The sequence below is a fragment of the Patiriisocius sp. Uisw_017 genome (assembly GCF_047731265.1).
In the GTDB taxonomy this organism is placed as follows: Bacteria; Bacteroidota; Bacteroidia; order Flavobacteriales; family Flavobacteriaceae; genus Patiriisocius.
Genome location: NZ_CP159835.1, coordinates 2,466,288 through 2,485,494 on the forward strand (window position 1 = coordinate 2,466,288; position 19,207 = coordinate 2,485,494).

15 protein-coding genes are annotated in these 19,207 nt (G+C 35.5%); 9 read left to right on the forward strand and 6 right to left on the reverse strand.

The window, feature by feature from the left end; translation table 11 throughout:
* Positions 1-202: 202 nt before the first annotated feature.
* Together ABXT67_RS11320 and ABXT67_RS11325 are read right to left on the reverse strand one after the other, a co-directional pair.
* Positions 203-922 (reverse strand): metallophosphoesterase family protein, encoded by a 720-nt coding sequence (locus tag ABXT67_RS11320; protein ID WP_415374111.1) that lies wholly within the window; start codon positions 920-922, stop codon positions 203-205.
* Between the two features lie 9 nt (positions 923-931).
* Positions 932-1,507, reverse strand: coding sequence for a pyridoxal 5'-phosphate synthase (locus ABXT67_RS11325; protein WP_415374112.1), 576 nt, complete (start codon positions 1,505-1,507; stop codon positions 932-934).
* 137 nt (positions 1,508-1,644) lie between these two features.
* Between ABXT67_RS11325 and ABXT67_RS11330 the strand changes: the two genes are divergently transcribed.
* Positions 1,645-2,481, forward strand: a complete 837-nt coding sequence (locus ABXT67_RS11330; RefSeq protein WP_415374114.1) for a tyrosine-type recombinase/integrase — start codon at positions 1,645-1,647, stop codon at positions 2,479-2,481.
* A gap of 36 nt (positions 2,482-2,517) precedes the next feature.
* On the opposite strand, the gene ABXT67_RS11335 is transcribed toward ABXT67_RS11330, so the two are convergent.
* Positions 2,518-4,971, reverse strand: a complete 2,454-nt coding sequence (locus ABXT67_RS11335) for an alpha/beta hydrolase family protein (protein WP_415374115.1) — start codon at positions 4,969-4,971, stop codon at positions 2,518-2,520.
* A 432-nt stretch (positions 4,972-5,403) separates the two neighbouring features.
* Between ABXT67_RS11335 and ABXT67_RS11340 the strand changes: the two genes are divergently transcribed.
* A complete protein-coding gene (locus ABXT67_RS11340; protein WP_415374116.1) occupies positions 5,404-6,411 on the forward strand; it encodes a 3-oxoacyl-ACP synthase III family protein in 1,008 nt (335 codons plus the stop codon).
* A 114-nt stretch (positions 6,412-6,525) separates the two neighbouring features.
* Here the strand turns inward: ABXT67_RS11340 and ABXT67_RS11345 are convergent, their stop codons facing one another.
* Positions 6,526-8,022 (reverse strand): hypothetical protein, encoded by a 1,497-nt coding sequence (locus tag ABXT67_RS11345; protein ID WP_415374118.1) that lies wholly within the window; start codon positions 8,020-8,022, stop codon positions 6,526-6,528.
* Positions 8,023-8,909: 887 nt separating this feature from the next.
* Between ABXT67_RS11345 and ABXT67_RS11350 the strand changes: the two genes are divergently transcribed.
* On the forward strand, positions 8,910-9,278 hold the full coding sequence (locus ABXT67_RS11350; RefSeq protein WP_415374120.1) for a CoA-binding protein: 369 nt from the start codon (positions 8,910-8,912) through the stop codon (positions 9,276-9,278).
* On the opposite strand, the gene ABXT67_RS11355 is transcribed toward ABXT67_RS11350, so the two are convergent.
* Positions 9,240-10,703 carry a sodium:solute symporter gene (locus ABXT67_RS11355; protein WP_415374121.1) on the reverse strand — a complete coding sequence of 488 codons (1,464 nt, stop codon included), beginning with the start codon at positions 10,701-10,703 and terminating at the stop codon, positions 9,240-9,242. The genes ABXT67_RS11350 and ABXT67_RS11355 overlap by 39 nt on opposite strands.
* Before the next feature lie 105 nt (positions 10,704-10,808).
* Between ABXT67_RS11355 and ABXT67_RS11360 the strand changes: the two genes are divergently transcribed.
* The 5 genes from ABXT67_RS11360 (at position 10,809) to ABXT67_RS11380 (ending at position 17,669) form a co-directional block, all read left to right on the forward strand.
* Positions 10,809-13,292 carry a VPS10 domain-containing protein gene (locus ABXT67_RS11360; protein WP_415374123.1) on the forward strand — a complete coding sequence of 828 codons (2,484 nt, stop codon included), beginning with the start codon at positions 10,809-10,811 and terminating at the stop codon, positions 13,290-13,292.
* A gap of 69 nt (positions 13,293-13,361) precedes the next feature.
* The gene (recR, locus tag ABXT67_RS11365) at positions 13,362-13,982 is read left to right on the forward strand and encodes a recombination mediator RecR (protein ID WP_415374125.1); all 621 of its coding nucleotides are present in this window, start codon (positions 13,362-13,364) and stop codon (positions 13,980-13,982) included.
* A 3-nt stretch (positions 13,983-13,985) separates the two neighbouring features.
* Positions 13,986-15,101: a glycosyltransferase family 2 protein gene (locus ABXT67_RS11370; RefSeq protein ID WP_415374127.1), complete on the forward strand. Its 1,116-nt coding sequence runs from the start codon at positions 13,986-13,988 to the stop codon at positions 15,099-15,101.
* Between the two features lie 77 nt (positions 15,102-15,178).
* Positions 15,179-16,516, forward strand: a complete 1,338-nt coding sequence (locus tag ABXT67_RS11375; protein WP_415374129.1) for a dihydrolipoamide acetyltransferase family protein — start codon at positions 15,179-15,181, stop codon at positions 16,514-16,516.
* A gap of 85 nt (positions 16,517-16,601) precedes the next feature.
* On the forward strand, positions 16,602-17,669 hold the full coding sequence (locus ABXT67_RS11380) for an acyltransferase family protein (RefSeq protein ID WP_415374131.1): 1,068 nt from the start codon (positions 16,602-16,604) through the stop codon (positions 17,667-17,669).
* Between the two features lie 15 nt (positions 17,670-17,684).
* On the opposite strand, the gene ABXT67_RS11385 is transcribed toward ABXT67_RS11380, so the two are convergent.
* Positions 17,685-18,308 carry a glutaredoxin family protein gene (locus ABXT67_RS11385; protein ID WP_415374133.1) on the reverse strand — a complete coding sequence of 208 codons (624 nt, stop codon included), beginning with the start codon at positions 18,306-18,308 and terminating at the stop codon, positions 17,685-17,687.
* A 105-nt stretch (positions 18,309-18,413) separates the two neighbouring features.
* On the opposite strand from ABXT67_RS11385, the gene ABXT67_RS11390 reads away from it, so the two are divergent.
* Positions 18,414-19,187, forward strand: a complete 774-nt coding sequence (locus ABXT67_RS11390) for an exonuclease domain-containing protein (protein WP_415374135.1) — start codon at positions 18,414-18,416, stop codon at positions 19,185-19,187.
* Positions 19,188-19,207 lie beyond the last annotated feature (20 nt).

The following is a 19,207-nucleotide window of genomic DNA, read 5'->3' on the forward strand; positions in this document are numbered from 1 at the left end:
TACAACGGCTCGGCTATGGTTAGTACGGGAATTAAAAGTAGTGAACTTTCGATTAATCACTTAGCCAAATCTTTTTATTTTGTTTTATCTTTTTTATTTTAAAGCCAAATCAAAAGATTTGGCGGACTTCGTTTAAAGCTCTAAACTTTGGATTAAGCACAAAAACCCGTATTAATTATAGCCATTGTTGTATGCAGTGTTTTTACATTGAATCAAAAATCACCAATTCTGTATTAATTTCTTTTTTATTTAGTTCAATAGTTCTGTATCCAAAAGTGTCATTGTTAACTTTGATTTCATTTGGTATTTTCTCCACTTGATAAGAGCTAGCAGGTGTAATATATTGCCGAATATTACCATTACTTCTTTCATCTTCAAAATGATAATGTCCACAGAAAATACTAACATCATTTTCTAAATTCAGTAATTCGATTTTTATTTTATTCCGTTCTTTTAATGCAAATTGTTTGTCTACTTCAGCGTCAATACTCAAAATAGGGTGATGAATAAAGAGAGCAATATTTTTAGTAGTTACAAGCTCCTCTTTAAACCAATCAAATTGTTCTGGGCTAATTGATCCTGAACTTGAATCTAAGAATATACATTTATAATAATCACGCTCTTGGCTATAATACAATTCGGTTTGTTTTTCAATTACTCCTAAATTATAATGTTTTATAACTTCATTATAGTAATCGTGATTCCCTAAAGTAATGGCGAGACTATAGCTCTGTAAAGATTCAAAAAACCATTTATTTGCTGTTTTTTCGCCAATATCTCCTCCAAATATGATTTCATCAATGTTTTTCGAAGAAAGGTCATTAAGTATAGTTTTCCAATTTTTTCGAGTATTAACCCCTTGGTCTATTGGAAATTTTTCATCTAAATGAATGTCTGTTATGTATGCAATCTTTTTACCCATAGAAAAAGTTTAGGGCTGCAGTATTATCATTTCCCATTCGTTATCAACTTGTTCGTATAATTTTCTTTCGTGTAGTCTACTCTTTTTAAACTCCATAAATTCTATCCTAATAGGTTTGATATAAATACCACCCCAATTTTTAGGACATTTAATTTCGTGGTTTTCTAATTCTACTTTTTGTTTATCAAAAAAATTTTGCAAATGTGCAATACTTTGAACTTTTTTTCCCTGCTCAAAAACGGTAGATACAATTTTAGAATCCCTATTTCTTTGTTCAAAGTAAATTTCAGCATTAGGTTTAGAAATTTTTGACACATCTCCTTGGATTCTAATTTGTCTTTCTGTTGAAGTCCACCAAAATGTTAAGGCAGCCTTTGGGCTATTTGTAACTTCATTACCTTTTCTTGAATTCAAAGGTCCTGTAATTACAAATGAATCATTTGCAATCTCTTTTAAGGAAACAAATCGAGAGTTTGGGTAACCATCTAATCCAGTAGTAGATAAACAACAGGCAGATGGTAGTTTTAAATTGTTGAGTTTCTTTTCTTCAGAAAACCACTTTTCAAATAGTAATAAAGGGTTCATTCGTTTTGTTTTTTACATTGCATACAACTAGTGTATAAGCGCAAGTTAATAATAACCTCAATAATATCAAGGGAATACAGCGATTTATCTCAAAAAATAATGTAGTTTAGAGTTTTTATTAATTTAAAAATATACGTATGTTTCAAGATTTTAACACCTTGCTTAAAATAAAAAGATACAGTGACAATACAAGTATTGCGTATATAGGGCTTTTAAAGGTTTTTCAAGAGTTTCTAGGCCATAAAATACCGATGGAAAGGCTAGAAGATTATTACTTATTTCAAAAGATTGGAGAATTTATTCTTAAAAAAAGTTACGTTTATACAACTCAAAAGCAATTATTGAGCGCTATTAAATTATATCTCAAAGAAATGCACAGTCGCGAGGTAGATTTTCAAAAATTACAACCTCGGGCACCTCAACAAACACTCCCTCAAATTTTATCTCTAGAAGAGGTCACGACCATTATAAACAAAACCATAAACCTAAAGCACAAAGCAATGTTGGCTACCGTTTATAGTTTAGGATTGCGAAGTGGAGAATTAATACATTTAAAAATTGCAGATTTCGATAAAAATAGAAACTGTGTTTTTATAGCCCAAGCTAAAGGACGCAAAGATAGGGTAGTACCTTATCCAGATTCTTTAAAACCTATAATTAGAGCCTATTATGTAGCGTATAAACCTAAACTGTATTTGTTTGAAGGCCAAAAGGGCGGGATGTATTCCTCAGGTTCTTTGCGTGCCGTATTCAATGCGAGTTGCAAAAGAGCGAGAATTCGCAAAAAGGTAACCTGCCATAATTTAAGACACTCCTATGCTACCCATCTTCTAGATGCAGGTACGAATTTGAGAATTATCCAAAATTTATTGGGGCATACAAATATAAAAACAACACTAGTCTATACAAAAGTTTCAAACCAAAGCGTCATAAATACCCGTAGCCCACTAGATTTTCTAAAACTGGAGCCGTAACACACAATGTCAAAACTTATACTACAAAATTTTGCACTACTTTTTTATCTCCTCACTAACCTTCAGATTCAAACTATTTTTATTCTTTACATATTTCTCCAACCACGTATCTTGTTCCCATAATAAGTGTAAAATACTTTCTTTAGCGCGGTAGCCATGGCTTTCTTTAGGAAGCATTACCAATCTCGCAGGCGCGCCTAAACCTTTTAGAGCGTTAAAGTAACGTTCGCTTTGCAGGGGGTAGGTACCGCTGTTATTGTCTGCTTCGCCGTGAACTAAAAGTAACGGAGTTTTCATTTTGTCTGCGTGCATAAAGGGCGACATCGTGTTATAAGTTTCTGGTGAGTCCCAATAGCTGCGTTCTTCACTTTGAAAACCAAAAGGCGTTAAGGTCCTATTATAGGCACCACTTCTTGCAATCCCTGCTGCAAAAAGATCACTGTGGCTTAGCAGGTTAGCCACCATAAAGGCACCGTAGCTATGACCACCCACGCCCACGCGTGTGCGATCAATATAGCCTAAACTGTCCACCGCATCAATAGCAGCTTTTGCGTTGCCTACTAATTGTTTTCTAAAAGTGTCATTAGGTTGTTCATCACCTTCGCCCACAATAGGGAATGCAGCATCATCTAACACTACATAGCCTCTGGTTACCCAGTAAATAGGGCTCCCGTAATAAGGGTAGATAAATTCGTTAGGGTTGGAGGTGCTTTGAGAGGCGCTATTTTTGTCTTTAAACTCGCGCGGGTAGGCCCATAAAATCATCGGCATTTTTTCTTTCTTCTCTCTGTCGTATCCTACAGGAAGATACAGCGTTCCTTCTAATTGCAAACCATCGGCTCTTTTATAAGCAATCACTTCTTTATGTACATCTTGTAAACTCTTATAAGGGTTTTCAAAAGAGGTAACTGGCGTGAGCGCTTCCTTCTTGTTAATGTCTCTAAAATAGTAATTAGGGTATTCATTTTTAGATTCGATACGCACCAATATTTTTCCTTTTTTCATATCGATCGCATCATATAAACGCTCTTTTTTATCGGTATAGCGAGTCTGGTAAATGCGGTTTGTCTTTTCCGTCGTTACATTGTATTCGTCAATAAAAGGAAATTGTCCTTCTTCAGAATAACCATCACCCATTAAATAAGCATTGTCGCCATTCATCTCTAATACGTAGCGATTGTATTTGTTTCTTTTGGTTACAAAATCTCCTGGATCACTGTATTGATCTTGGTAGTTGCGATCGCTTATTATTTTAGCCTCTTTTCCTCCATTAGAAGGGTTGAATAAGTAGGTTTTTGTGTTTCGGTCATTCCACCAATAATCGTATGCTACAGCGGTGTTATCATTCCCCCAAGTAATACCGCTAAACCTGTTTATTGTTTTTAAAATTTGGTCGCCACTGCCTGTAAAAGGAGCTTGTAATTCATACATGATGTCACGGTAATCCACTTTAGTTTCAGGATCACCACCATCTTGAGCTTCTGTATAAACTAAGGAGGAAGGCTTGTCTGCCCTCCAAGAAAAATTGCGCTTTCCAGTTCGGGTTGCCATAAATCCTTTGGGGCGTACTTCGTCTAAAGGAACTTCGTTTACCGTTTGTAAGTTCTTTCCGCTCTTGTCGTAGATAATTTCTTTGTACGGAAATCTAGTATACGGTACCAAATAAGAAAACGGTCGTTGAATTTCAGAAACCATCACATAGCTTCCGTCAGGCGAAAAGCTAATGTTGCGGTACATTGCTTTCGGTAAGAAATCTGAAACCATACCACCAATACTCACCTTCTTTAATTCTGAATAGGCCAAGGTTTCAAAATTGGCTTCATCGTTGGGATTTTTTAATAAATCTTGATAGGTTCTGTTTTGTGCTTTTGCGCCGTCACTAACCGAAATGGTGGGACCTGTTGGCACCGCTTCCGCAGTATTAATTATAGTACTTCTCGAGGCAGGAAGCATTTTTACTAACATTGCATTATTGTCTTTAAACCAATTGATGGCATCGCCCATATTCGCATTTACACTGGCTGGAGTTACTTTTTTTACAACGGCTTTCTCCAGGTCTAGAATCCAAACTTCAGCACCTGCCGAAGTGGTATTGAGGCAAGCAATCATTTTTTCATTGGGAGACCAAGAAAAGTTGGAAAGTCGAGGATTTTCCGGCAATCCCGAGATCTGTTTTGCAGTTGCATCTGTTGCTTTTTTAACTTTGATGTTGTTCCAATAATTGGTGCGACTCCCAATGTTAGTTTTTGGATTGATACGAAGGCCTCCAAGGCGCAATTCGGTTTCAGAAAGTTCATTAATGCTTTTGTAGGCATCGCGATACAACATCACAACATTTTCGCCCACATCATCCAGTAATACAGAAGGCGCCGTGGATGCATCTACGAGATCTAGTATTTGTTGCGGTGGTTGTTGATAGCCCGTATTGTCTTGTGCAACTGCGAGTGTAACAATAAAAAGGAATACCAATACTGCGGTGAGTTTTTTCATTTTGATTGATTTTTCTTTAAAAATAGGGAATAGTTTAGGGATTTGCTATGGTTGGGGATTGGTTTTATGATAAAATTATCGTTGCGCACCAAGCCAAGCATACCACTAGTTCCTCCGCAATGGATAAGGAGGGCGTTCTTCAAAAGGAAGCGCTCAAACGCATTATTTTTCCGGCAGCGTGCTCCTCTTTGACCCGCCCCTAGTAAAAGAGCCGCGAATGAGAGAAAGGCACAAAACCAAGAGGATATTTGTAGAAGTGATCACATAATAATCAGTTTTTTAGGTATTTGTAATTTAATTTTTTTTGAGATGTACCTTTTAGTTTGCTTGTAAACTAAAAGGTTTACTATGCACGCATAGCGATAGTTTCTTAGTTTTAGGAACTCAGTTTCCGAATTCAGTATCTTTGCCGACGAAAAAAATCTAAAAATTATGTATTCCTCAAAAATTACGGGAGTTGGACATTACGTTCCTGAAAATATAGTAACCAACGAGGATCTGTCTAAATTGATGGATACCAATGATGCTTGGATAGAAGAGCGCACAGGTATTAAAGAACGACGTCACATTAAAAAAGGCGATGGCAACTCCACTTCTATAATGGGTGTAAAAGCTTCAAGAATCGCATTAGAACGTGCAGGACTCAAGCCAGAAGATATCGATATGATTGTGTTTGCAACCTTGAGCCCAGATATGTATTTTCCTGGAGGAGGCGTGCAGGTGCAAGAAATGATGGGGATGCGCACAATACCCGCACTGGATGTAAGAAACCAATGCAGTGGTTTCGTATATTCACTCTCTGTAGCAGACCAATTTATAAAAACAGGAATGTACAAGCACGTGTTAGTCGTTGGTAGCGAAAATCACAGTGGTGGCTTGGATTTTACAACACGCGGAAGAGGTGTTTCGGTTATTTTTGGGGATGGGGCAGGAGCCGTGGTTGTTTCTAGAAACGAATCTAATGAGGGCGGAATTTTATCGACGCACCTGCACAGTGAAGGAAAACACAAAGACGAATTAGCATTGCAAGGCCCTACGACACAACATTGGGTGCCAGAAATAATTACTGAAAACGATCAAGAAAATATCCCTTATTATCCATATATGAACGGCCAGTTTGTTTTTAAACATGCGGTGGTTAGGTTTAGTCAAGTGATTATGGAAGGACTGGAAGCAAATAATTTAACCACCCAAGATATTGATATGTTTATTCCGCATCAGGCCAATTTGCGAATCTCGCAATACATCCAGCACAAAATGAAGGTGCCGGACGAAAAAGTGTTTAATAATATCCAAAAATACGGAAACACCACAGCAGCCTCAATCCCAATAGCTTTATCTGAAGCTTGGGAAACAGGAAAAATAAAAGAAGGTGATCTTGTTGTCCTAGCTGCATTTGGTAGCGGTTTTACTTGGGGAAGTGTGGTTATAAAGTGGTAACTAGTTTTTCTCTACTACTACTACTACTACTACTAATTTTGATCTAGGATAGAAAAAATAAAAGAGTTGCCATTTTCTAATGGCGACTCTTTTGTTTTACAAATAGATTGCCCGCTATTCGAGTGGTGCTGATAAAATTTTTAATTCAATTTGTGTTCCTGTAGGAGCAGCCAATACCGCATATAATTTATTGTTAAAAATCGTTATCGCGTGGATCGATGAGAACATATCACTATCGTCAAGATTATGAGATATCTCAGTAAACGAATTATCTAGCGTATTATACACAGCAAAGTGCACGGTACGATTGTCTTGCCCTATATCGCCGTCACCATCATCATCTGTTCTTGTTTCATATCCTACAATAATTAAATTTTCTAATCTTGCCGCATAACTCATGGTCGCTACTTGTGGCATGTTAAAACTCGAAATGTTTCCGGTAGCTAAATCTACTTTAAAACACTCGCCATCTAGATCTGTATAAAGACTAGCTGGAAAATAAGTACGTCCCCCAAATACAAATAGCTCCCCGTTTACTATCTCAGAAGCACCATAAACTCTAGGTGATGGTAAGGTGGTAATATTAGAAATTTGATTTGTGGTGTAATCGTAGCTGCGAACTAGAGCAGGACCCATATCATCAACACTATTACCAACAATATAACCAGAGTCTCCCTGTACGGCAAAACCAAAACGAGTGAGCCCTAAATCGTGAGTAAACTCGCTAGTGGGAGTGCCATTTGGGTTTAAAGGGTAGGTGGTTACTATTTGCCCACCAAATACAATTAGTTCATTATTAATAATATTTAAACGTTTGGTAATAAATTGACTTTGAGGGTAAAGACTTGTTGTCCAATTATTATTAGTTAGATCGTATTTTAAAATTTGTTCAGCGGTACCGCTAGGTGTAGCATCGTTTCTTGAAGCTAAGAATAAACTATTGTCGCTATAACTCCCTATCATTCCACCCGGAGTTTCACCAGTAAAATTGCTTTCATCGAATATGCTGGTCACCAAGGAAAAATTGAGCCCAGAACTGGGAAGCGTGCGGTAATCTATAGTTGTTTTTGGAGTTAAAAGAACAGTCATGGTGCCTGCCATTTGGCTTCTTCCAGAAGTGCTAATGATGCCACTTATAGTATTGTCATCATTTATTTGAAAAATAAAAGCTCCATCCAGCGAAGTTAAGTTTGAGCTACTGTTTTCATCAAATGAGAATGTAGAAACTACTGGCTCAAGATAATAATCTAATAAGGTTTCTTGTGACGATGTGCCTTCGAGATTTATGGCATTACTAGGTTTCCAAACTAGGATGCCATTATCAATAGTGCCTGAAAACACAAATTCATCATCTACTACATTAAAGTTAGAAGATATGTCTATGGTAGTACCGTTAATGATTAGAGATGCTTGATTAATTTTCCAAGTACCATTATTGTTACTAGTTAAGGTTGCTATGGCTTCGGTTCTTTCAACAGCTAGTATTTCAAGTAGGTCTTCTAAATCTGGTATTATGGTAGATTCATCATCTTCACTACAGTTATAAAAAAATACTACTGCAACTAGTGCGATACATTTTAATATTCGAAAATTGGTTTTAGTTGTTTTCATTTCGTTAAGGTTTTAACGATATACCCTAAACTTAAACAATATTATAAACCCAAAAATACCCATTAGAGGGTATAAACGCTAAAATAAAAAGTCGCCCTTTTTTTAAGAGCGACTTTTCTGCTAAACTACAAACAATCCAAAACCGAAAATCAATGATATTTATTAAAAAAATCAATTAGCAATCTGCTTATAAATTCGAGCCATTCACTTTTTAAATCTTTCATATCAGTATAATTAGAGTTTTGTAAAGCTATATGAACTACTCAAAATCCTACATACCCAATACTGGGTATATTTCATAAAAAAGCACCCCTCAAATTCTTAGTTTTGAAGGGTGCTTAAACTTAAACAAACCTAAATATAAAGTCTTAAAATCGAAGAAGGCTAATTCAAATAATTATAAAATTCTTTTAGGTCATTTAAAGTAGAGACGATTGAAAAGTAGAAAACGTTTCAGTAATGTTTTATTTTAACTTTTAAATAACATTTCGTTGTAGAAATCAAAAGTCCACTTTGCTCTTGAAGGGGGGCAAATAAAAACAAAACAAAATTAAATCTAAATCTAAATCGAAGACGAGACATTCCCGCTTCGGGGAAATCAACTTTTTTCAAAAAAGTTTTTGAAAGATAAAAAGAGTCCCCAAAATCTAGAGTTCTGGGGACTTAACTTTATTGCAACTATTAACACTAACCATCAACGTAAAATTCATCGCAATAAAGTAGAAACATTTCTATAATATAGACGGCACATGGCTCGAAGTGTTACACCACATTTTTTATTTAACATTTTATTCTGAAAAATAAATAGGCTTGATGTGTACTTTGTTTTTAATTAAATTAAAATAGCGTCCTATAACTACTAACAAGTAGTTTTTAGGATTAAAAATATGAAGAAAACACTCGTTATTGGCGCTAGCCTTAAACCCACCCGGTATTCAAATATTGCTATCAATAGATTAACCTTAAACAAACATCCTGTGGTCGCTTTAGGATTGCGAAAAGGAGAAGTTGCGGGAATACCTATCGAAACAGAAAAAATCCCATTCAAGGGCATTGATACCGTTACTTTATATTTAAATCCGCAAAGACAAGCGGAATATTACGATTACATTATTTCCTTAAACCCAAAAAGAGTCATCTTTAATCCCGGAACCGAAAATCCTGAATTTTATTCCTTGCTTTCATCACATCATATAGAAAGTGAAGTTGCTTGTACTTTAGTCCTCCTTGGCACGAATCAATACCAATCCAAGTAAGGTTAAGAATCCATTGAGGATAAGGATCGAAAATTTGAATTCAAATCCAAATAGAGTGTTGCTATAATAACTAATTACAAACCCTAAAAGGGGTGCTGCAATAGCTACTAAAGGCACCCATTTATCTTTCACTTTTGCTTTTGAAAATAAACCAAATGCATACAAACCAAGTAAAGGTCCATAGGTATATCCAGCAAACGTAAACAGCTTGGTAATTACAGAAGCATCCCCAATTACATAATTAAAAAACACAATAACAAAGAGTAATACAAAGGACATGGCGATGTGTACTTTCTTTCTTATTTTTATTTGATCTGCTTTAGTGTGTTTTTTCTCTATGTTTAGAATATCAATACTAAAAGAAGTAGTTAATGAAGTGAGCGCACTATCTGCACTAGAATATGCCGCTGCAATGAGCCCTAATAAAAAGAAAACAGCGAGGCCAATTCCCAAACCACCGTCTACAGCAATGGTAGAGAATAATTTGTCTTTAACAGCATCCATACCTTCTTGCTGTGCATACAAGGTTAATAAGAGTCCAAGACCTAAGAAAATGAGATTTACAATGGTGAGTACAATCGTAAACCAAAACATGTTTTTTTGTGCATCTTTTAAGTTTCGGCAGGTGAGGTTTTTCTGCATCATATCTTGATCTAAACCAGTCATAACAATGGCGATAAAAGCACCACTTATAAATTGTTTAAAGAAGTAGTTTCCGCTTTTATAATCGTCAAAAAAGAAAATTTGTGATAAATCACTTTCAGCAATCGTATGAACAATACCAATCCCAGAAATTCCAAGTCCTTCAGAAACATAATAGATTCCTGCGCCCAATGCGACTAACATAAAAAGTGTTTGTAAGGTATCTGTCCAAACAATGGTTTTAATTCCGCTTTTAAAAGTATAGAGCCATATTAATAAAATAGTAATCGAAACGGTTACCCAAAACGGTACGCCGTCCATTCCAAAAAACGGTATCTTATCAAACACTAAATCCTGCAAAACAATTGCTACGAGATACAATCTAAAACTCGCGCCCACAATTCTGGAAAGTAAAAAGAAGGATGCACCTGTTTTATAGGACGCTACCCCAAAACGACCTTCTAAATAAGTGTAGATGGACGTAAGATTAAGACGGTAATAGAGGGGGAGTAAAACCAATCCTATCACTGCATATCCAATGGTATAACCCAATACCACTTGGAAATACCCAAAACTATTGTCAGCTACCGCACCGGGAACCGAAATAAAAGTAACCCCACTCAAGGAGGCGCCAATCATTCCAAAAGCAACTAAATACCAAGGCGATTGTTTCCCTGCCTTAAAGAAATCATCATTGCTGCCGCCCCTGTTTGTGAGATAAGATATAAATAATAATAACCCGAAGTAACTAGCAATGAGTCCTATGATTTGTAATGGTTGCATACCTTGTAAAAGTAGATTTTTATGAGATGTAAAAGTACATTTTTTAACATACTAGCTTTTAAGTTTTTATTAATTTTGAAATTCTGTTTAAAAAAAATACCTAAAATGAAATATCTCTTCCTAAGTTTGGTATGCTTTCTCGGCATGGGTAATACCCTGAATGCACAAGAATACAAAGAAATGATAGATGCTGGAAACTATCCAGTATCTGAAGTAATAACAAGCGCTGAAGCTTATTTTGAAAATATAGACAAAGGAAAAGGTTCTGGATACAAACATTATAAGCGTTGGGAATACAATGCGTTGCGGCTACAAAACGAAGATGGATTTTTAAACACAGATCTTGAAAACATGCAAGAGTTAACACGTTATAACTCTTATTTAAACGAAACAGCAGCTAGTAGAGCTTCTCTTTTGGATAATTGGGAAGAGTTAGGCCCTTTTAATTACAATAATTTAAGCTCTTGGAGCCCTGGTTTAGGAAGAATAACAGGCTTTTCTATAGCTGAGGATGATATCGATCATATTATTGTTGGCGCAGAAACGGGCGGCGTATGGAAAACATTAGATGGAGGAGCTACTTGGCAACCTTTAGGAGATTACTTTTCAAATTTATATGTGTATTCAGTAACGATAGATCCAACCAATAGTATGGTGTATTATTTTGGATCAAGAAATGGATTGGTTTTTAAATCATTAGACGCAGGCGCTACTTGGAACGCTATTGGGAGTATTGGGAATTCTTCAATAAATAAAATAGTAGTAAATCCGGACTTCCCAGACATTCTTTTTGCGACAGCTAGCTATGAAGGAATTTATCGCTCAGAAGATGCTGGAAGTTCTTGGACACAAATCACAAATGATGATCGTGGTTTTGACATAACGTTTAAACCAGGTGATACGCAAGTAGTTTATGTTTCAGGAAGACAAGTTCATAAGTCAATCAATGGCGGAGTAGATTTTACAACGCTGGCAATCCCTTCTGCAGACGCTCAAATGATGGGAGTGTCCCAAGACGACCCAAATGTAGTGTATGTAATACAATCAGATTCAGGAGTTTTTGGCGGAATATATAGATCAGATAATGATGGAGATCTATTTACCGAATTAGATCAAGGATCAAATAATTATTTTGGGTACAGCACAACAGGAAATGATAATAGGGGTCAAGCTCCTAGAGATATGGATATAGATGTAAATCCAAATAATATAAATGAAGTTCATATTGCTGGAATTCAAACTTGGCGTTCTTTAGACGGTGGAGTCTCATTTACGTGTACTTCAAACTGGTTAATTAATGACGCCGCAAACCAAAATATAGGATATTGTCATGCAGATGTGGATGTCATTGGTTTTAGAGGAAGCACACTTTTTGTAGGAACTGATGGAGGTTTTTATAAAGCTGAAGACACACAAAACTTAACCGCTAATTATTTTGAACATATTTCTATAGGAATGGGGATTCGACAATGGTACCGCATAGGAGTCTCTCAAACTCAAGATGTTGTCATTACTGGTGGATCTCAAGATAATGGGAGTTCGTTTTATACGCAGGACACAGGATGGAGAGATTGGGTTGGTGCAGATGGTATGGAAGGTTTTGTAAGCAAATCAGATCCTGACACAATGTTTGGGATGATTCAATTTGGCAATATGTATCGGACTACCAATCAAGGAGTAAATGTTTCAGGAATAAATACACCCGATCAAGGGGAATGGGTTACACCTATGGAACAGGACCCTACAGTGAATGATAGATTATATGTGGGCTATGACAGGGTGTATAGATCTAACGATAATGGAACTAGCTGGACAGCCGTTTCTCAGCAATTTGGAACGGATATAGATCATATAAAAATTGCAAATTCTAACAATCAAGTTATGTATTTGGCAAGAGAGTTTAGGTTTTATAAAACTACAGATGCTGGCGCGACAGACTGGGAACAAATTAGTACTCCAGGAGGGTTTGTTAATAGCATTGCTATTCATCCTACAGATGCTAACAAAATAGCGGTAGCAACTTCTAGTAATAATAGTGTGTTTATTTCTAATGATGGTGGAGATTCTTGGATAAGCTACAAAAAGAATTTGCCTAATTTTTCAGCACTTGCATTAGCTTGGGATGATAACGGACAAGACGGTTTGTACTTAGGAATGGACTATGGGATTTATTATATAGATAATATGCTTGAAGACTGGCAACCTTATAACACCAACCTGCCCAATGTAATTATAAACGAATTAGAAATCAATAATACCACAAATACACTATATGCTGCTACTTACGGTCGGGGTCTTTGGGCGTCACCTTTAGTAGAAGATAATTTGGGAACAGCTAATTTTATTACTGAAAGCCAAGTTGTTTTAGTCCCAAATCCTGCTTCTTCTTTAGTAACTATAAAGGTACCACATCAAACCGAAGCTGATGTTCGAGTTTTCGATACCAGTGGAAAATTAATGATTTACAAAAGGGATGTTCAATTAAACTCACAATACCAACTTGATATTTCTAAATTAAAGGCCGGAATTTACTTTATTAGAATTAATACTGCAGTTGGAATCGTTACAAAAAAGTTGATTAGGCAATAAGTTGAATAAATGTAATATTGAATGCTTTAGAAATATAAATTTTGAAGCATTTTTTTTATATTGCAAGCAATGGATTTTTCTTCAAAACTACTTGAAAATGCAGTGTCAGAAATGTCGCAACTCCCAGGAATAGGTAAGCGAACGGCATTGAGATTAGTGCTTCATCTTTTGAAACAACCGCTCCAACAAACAGAGGCGTTATCTGCCAGTTTGTTAACGATGCGTGAGCAAATTAATTTTTGCAAAAACTGCCACAATCTTAGTGATATTGAATTGTGCGAAATATGCGCAAGCCATAACCGAAATGAAAAAATCGTGTGTGTTGTAGAGGATATTAGGGATGTTATGGCAATTGAAGCTACAAGCCAATATCGCGGGCATTACCACGTTTTAGGGGGTAAAATATCTCCTATGGAGGGCATAGGACCTTTAGATTTAACAGTAGATTCTCTGGTTCAAAAGGTGAAAAACGGTACAATAGAAGAACTTATTTTTGCCTTAAGTTCTACAATGGAAGGGGATACCACAAATTTTTATATTTTTAAACAAATAGAGCCTTACGAAATTATTACCACAACAATAGCGAGAGGAATAGCCGTAGGTGATGAACTTGAATATGCAGATGAAGTTACGTTGGGAAGAAGTATATTAAACCGAGTGCCATTTGAAAACTCACTTAAAAACTCCTAAGACTTGAAACTTTCGGTAGTTATTTTAAATTATAATGTGCGCTATTTTTTAGAGCAATGCATTCGCACTTGTTTAAGGGCAACCCAGGGATTAGATGCTGAAATTATTATAGTGGACAACAATTCTCAGGATGGTAGTAGCGAAATGGTTCTTGAAAAATTTCCGCATTTACAACTTATCCAAAACACTCAAAATGTTGGATTCAGCAAAGCCAATAATCAAGCGGTCGCAGTGGCTAAGGGGGAGTATGTTTGTATTTTAAATCCAGACACTGCAGTTTTAGAAAATGTGTTTAAAGACTTACTCAAGTATGCAGAATCTTTAGATAACTTAGGTGCTTTGGGTGTTTACCTAATGGATGGTACTGGTAATTTTTTGCCTGAAAGCAAACGAAACCTTCCCACTCCAAATGTTTCACTTTTAAAATTAATTGGTTTTAATAAACAATATTACGCTTCAAAAATTAACAAAAATTCAGAAGGGCCTGTTTCTATATTGGTGGGTGCTTTTATGTTGATGAAGCGTTCTGTTTATAATAAAGTTGGAGGGTTTGATGAGTCTTATTTTATGTATGGTGAAGATATCGACTTGTCTTATAAAATTGAATTGGCTGGATATCAAAATCATTACTTTGGTGGCGTTACAACCCTTCATTATAAGGGAGAGAGTACTATTAAAGACGCTATGTACCTTCGTAGGTTTTATGGCGCAATGAAGATATTTTATAATACTCACTTTAAAACGAACTTCTTCTTTAATTTTGCTGTTAATTTAGGAGTTTCTTTAGCATCACTTAAAAGCAAGTTTTTAAGCGCAAAGGAAAAAGACTTTATTGTTAACGATGCCTTTGTCTTAACAGAAAACTTTAAATTATTTGGTCAAATTTCTAAAGTAATGGACTTGGATTTAAAAGCGTCTTCTAAAAATATTTTACAGGACAGTTTATTTGAAGACACACTTTTTATTTTTGACGCTGAGTATATGTCATACACGCAAATATTTGAGATCATGTCACGTTTAAAAAACAGGGGGAACTTATATAGAATACGTCCTACGGGATGTAACTTTATTTTAGGTAGTGATGAAAGTGATCATAAAGGCACTGTCACCGTTTTTTAAAAAAAATAAAAGGGTAAACAGTAAAATTTGATTAATTTTGCACACCAAAACTTTAAAAGCTATCAACAGCATTTACTATGGCAAAATTTGAATTAATACTTCCTAAAATGGGCGAGAGTGTTGCTGAGGCAACAGTGACCAATTGGTTAAAATCTGTAGGTGATACTATCGAGGCAGATGAAGCGGTTCTAGAAATCGCTACAGATAAGGTAGATAGTGAAGTGCCAAGTGAGGTAGACGGAGTTTTAACGGAAATTTTTTTTAATTCAGATGATGTTGTTCAAGTAGGCCAAACGCTCGCTATTATTGAAACCAATGCTGAGGTTGGTGCAACAGATACTCCAGCGCTGAGTACTGCCGAAACAACGGCACCAGCAACTTCGACGATAGCTGCGGCTCAAGAAGTGGTTGATCAAGCTAAAGAATCTATTGCTTCCATTGAAAATACTGGAGATCGTTTTTATTCTCCTTTGGTGAAAAATATGGCCGCGGAAGAGCATATCTCTCAAGCTGAATTAGATGGCATTAATGGAACAGGAAAAGACGGCAGAGTTACTAAAAACGATATGCTGTCTTATATTGAAAACAGGTCTTCTGCGCCAAAAGAAACTGAGCAAGACCAACCTAAAATAGTTGCTGAAACAAAAAAACCAGTAGTTGCTAAAACTGCTCCTGTAAAAAGTAGTGCTCCAGTAAGTGTAAATAGTGGTGATGAAATCATCGAAATGACCCGTATGGGTAAATTAATTGCACACCATATGGTGGAGAGTGTCCAAAGAAGTGCACACGTGCAATCTTTTATTGAGGCAGATGTAACTAATATATGGAACTGGCGGAAAAAAGTGAAGAATGATTTTGCAAAACGGGAAGGTGAAAACTTAACGTTCACCCCTATCTTTATGGAGGCTGTAGCAAAAGCATTAAAAGATTTTCCTATGATGAATATCGCTTTAGACGGCGATACGATTATTAAAAGAAAAAATATCAATTTAGGAATGGCAGCGGCTTTACCAGATGGTAATTTGATTGTTCCAGTGATTAAAAATGCAGATCAATTAAACCTCGTTGGGATGACGAAAGCGGTAAATGATCTCGCCACTCGTTCTCGTGAAAACAAATTGAAACCAGACGATATCCAAGGTGGGACCTATACTGTGACTAATGTAGGTACTTTTGGAAGTATTATGGGAACACCTATTATCAATCAACCACAAGTAGGTATTCTTGCCTTAGGGGCTATTAGAAAAGTACCAGCGGTTATAGAAACTCCTGATGGAGATTTTATTGGTATTCGTTATAAAATGTTCTTGTCTCACAGTTATGATCATCGCGTTGTAAATGGAGCACTTGGAGGACAATTTGTGAAGAAAGTTGCAGACTATCTTGAAGGTTGGGATCAAAATAGAGCATTTTAGTTGTTCTTTTAATGACTTAAATTTCTAAATTTTTTAATACCTAAGCCTTATGTAGGTTCCTGAAAATAATGATAAACTTGTTTTAGTGAATTTTAGCAACAGGATATATCAAATCGATTTATTTCGCTTTATTGCCGCACTTATGGTAGTGCTGTATCACTATCTTTTTGTAAGTCAATCAATTAAAGGCTTAACGAATGTTCGCTTTAATGAAGTTGGAACGTTTTTTAAATATGGATATTTAGGGGTTGATTTATTCTTTATTATTAGTGGATTTGTAATCATGCTTTCCGTCAAACACAGGTCATTGAAGAAATTTATGATCTCAAGGTTTTTGAGGCTTTATCCAATATATTGGATGTGTATTTTGATCACCTTTGTAGTAACACTGTTTTTAGGTTCTCCTAAATTCCAATCATCTTTTCAAGAGCTCTTAGTCAATACCACCATGTTTCAAGGGGTCTTTGGAGTGAAAAGCATTGACGGGGTTTATTGGTCACTCCTTGTAGAACTCAAGTTTTATATGCTGATAGCAATCTATTTAATAGTTAATAATTTTAAGAAAATTAGCCTAAATTATTTGTTGTTTTTATGGTTGTTAATAACAGTTTTACACCTTTTCTTTCGGGAAGCTTTTGTTTTTAAAGTGCTTAATTATTTTTTTGTTTTAGAATGGAGTTCTTATTTTATTGCTGGAATTGTTTTCTTTCAAATATTTAAGAATCGACTAAATTTTAGTAAGGCATTTTTGTTAATAGTTTGTTTGAGTATCTCCATTTATAATGCTGTTCTAAGAATAGAAAGCCTTGAATCTGCCTATGATTCATTATTTTCACCCTATGTTATTGCCTGTATACTTTCGATCTTTTATCTTCTTATGGTATTGGTTTCTACTGGGAAGTTACGCAGTCTAAATTCGCCTAAACTTCTTAAAATGGGATTGTTGACATATCCTTTATACCTGCTTCATCAATACGTTGGATATGTTCTTTTTGATGCACTTGAGCCTTATATCAATAAATACCTAATACTAGGTTTTACTGTGGGTTTAATGATCCTATTGTCTTATGTAATAAGCGCTAAATTAGATCCATTGCTAGGAGGTTTTCTCAGACAAAAGTTTAAGTTTTTGCAAAGGGATACCCGTATATAATTTTTTTATTTTTAGTTACTCAGCTAATGTCGTCATTATTTCCTCTAGGCTATCATATCCAAAAATAGCCTCATTTTTATTCCAAATTACAGGAAAACGTATGATCGTTTTCTCAGTAAAACTTTTCTCAATGAACCCTATAAATTGTTTGTACAAAATAGGGTCTTTATCTAGATTAAAACTTCTATAACCAATGCGTTTTAGGGCAAGCTGTTCCTCTAATCTATTGCAGCGGTCACAGCCTAACTTTGTAAATAATACCAGTTTATTTTTGATCATAATAGCGATGTCTACAGGGGCTTTTTCAAATCTAATAAAAGCGTCATTATCGAGTGTGTCGTTTACTATAAGTTCGTAATTGTATGATGAGTTTTCTCCCTTTATTTCAATAAGTGTGGTTAGGTATATTTTTCTTTTGGGAGGTACATTTATTAGTATGGGTTTGTCAGCACTTCTTCGATAGCCTTTAGTGTTTACAAGTAGGAAAATATTAATTGTTTCATCGGTAGTGTTTTCAGCCATTAAAATAATTCGTTTCCCTTTTTTTTCTTCAGAAATAAGGATTCTTTTTTCTTGTCCATACCCAAATAAATAACTATATAAAAGGAACACAATGGTAAAAATGTTTTTCAGCTTCATAAAACAAATATAATAATTGAATACTGCATTTTTAGGTTCAATTAGAGCCGAAATTATAATTTTGACTTCTATTTTCTGTTTACATTTGCAGCATAAATAATGCCAATGGACTTAATTCTCACAAAACCAATCTGTTTTTTTGATCTCGAAACAACAGGAATCAATATAGCAAAAGACCGCATCGTTGAAGTTTCAATCTTAAAAGTTTTTCCTAACGGAAATAAAGAAAGTCATACTTGGCGAGTGAACCCAACTGTTCCTATTCCGGCAGTAACAACAGCAGTGCACGGTATTACTGATGAAATGGTAGCCAATGAGCCAACTTTCAAGGAGCTTTCAAAAAAAGTCCATGACTTAATTAAGGATAGTGATTTGGGTGGTTTTAATAGCAATCGCTTTGATATCCCCCTGTTAGCAGAAGAATTGTTGAGAGCAGAAGTAGATTTTGACATGAAAAAAAGTCTTTCGGTAGATGTGCAAACTATTTTTCATAAAATGGAAAAACGTACCCTGGAAGCAGCGTATAAATTCTATTGTGACAAAACCCTAGTAGACGCCCATAGCGCAGCGGCAGATACAAATGCTACATACGAAGTTTTAAAAGCGCAGTTGGATAGATACAGCGATTTAGAAAATGACGTAAAAAAATTAGCTGATTTTAGTGCCCACAAAAAATTTGCAGACTTTGCTGGTTATATTGGCTATGATAAGGAAGGAAAAGAAATCTTTAGTTTTGGTAAACATAAGGATACCCTCGTAACGGATATCTTAGAAAAGGAACCAGGATATTTTGGATGGTTACTAAATGCTGATTTCCCGTTGTACACAAAAAAAGTGTTGACACGGATTAAATTAAGTAAACTGAACACAAAATTTTAAACGAGCCTATTATTGTAACA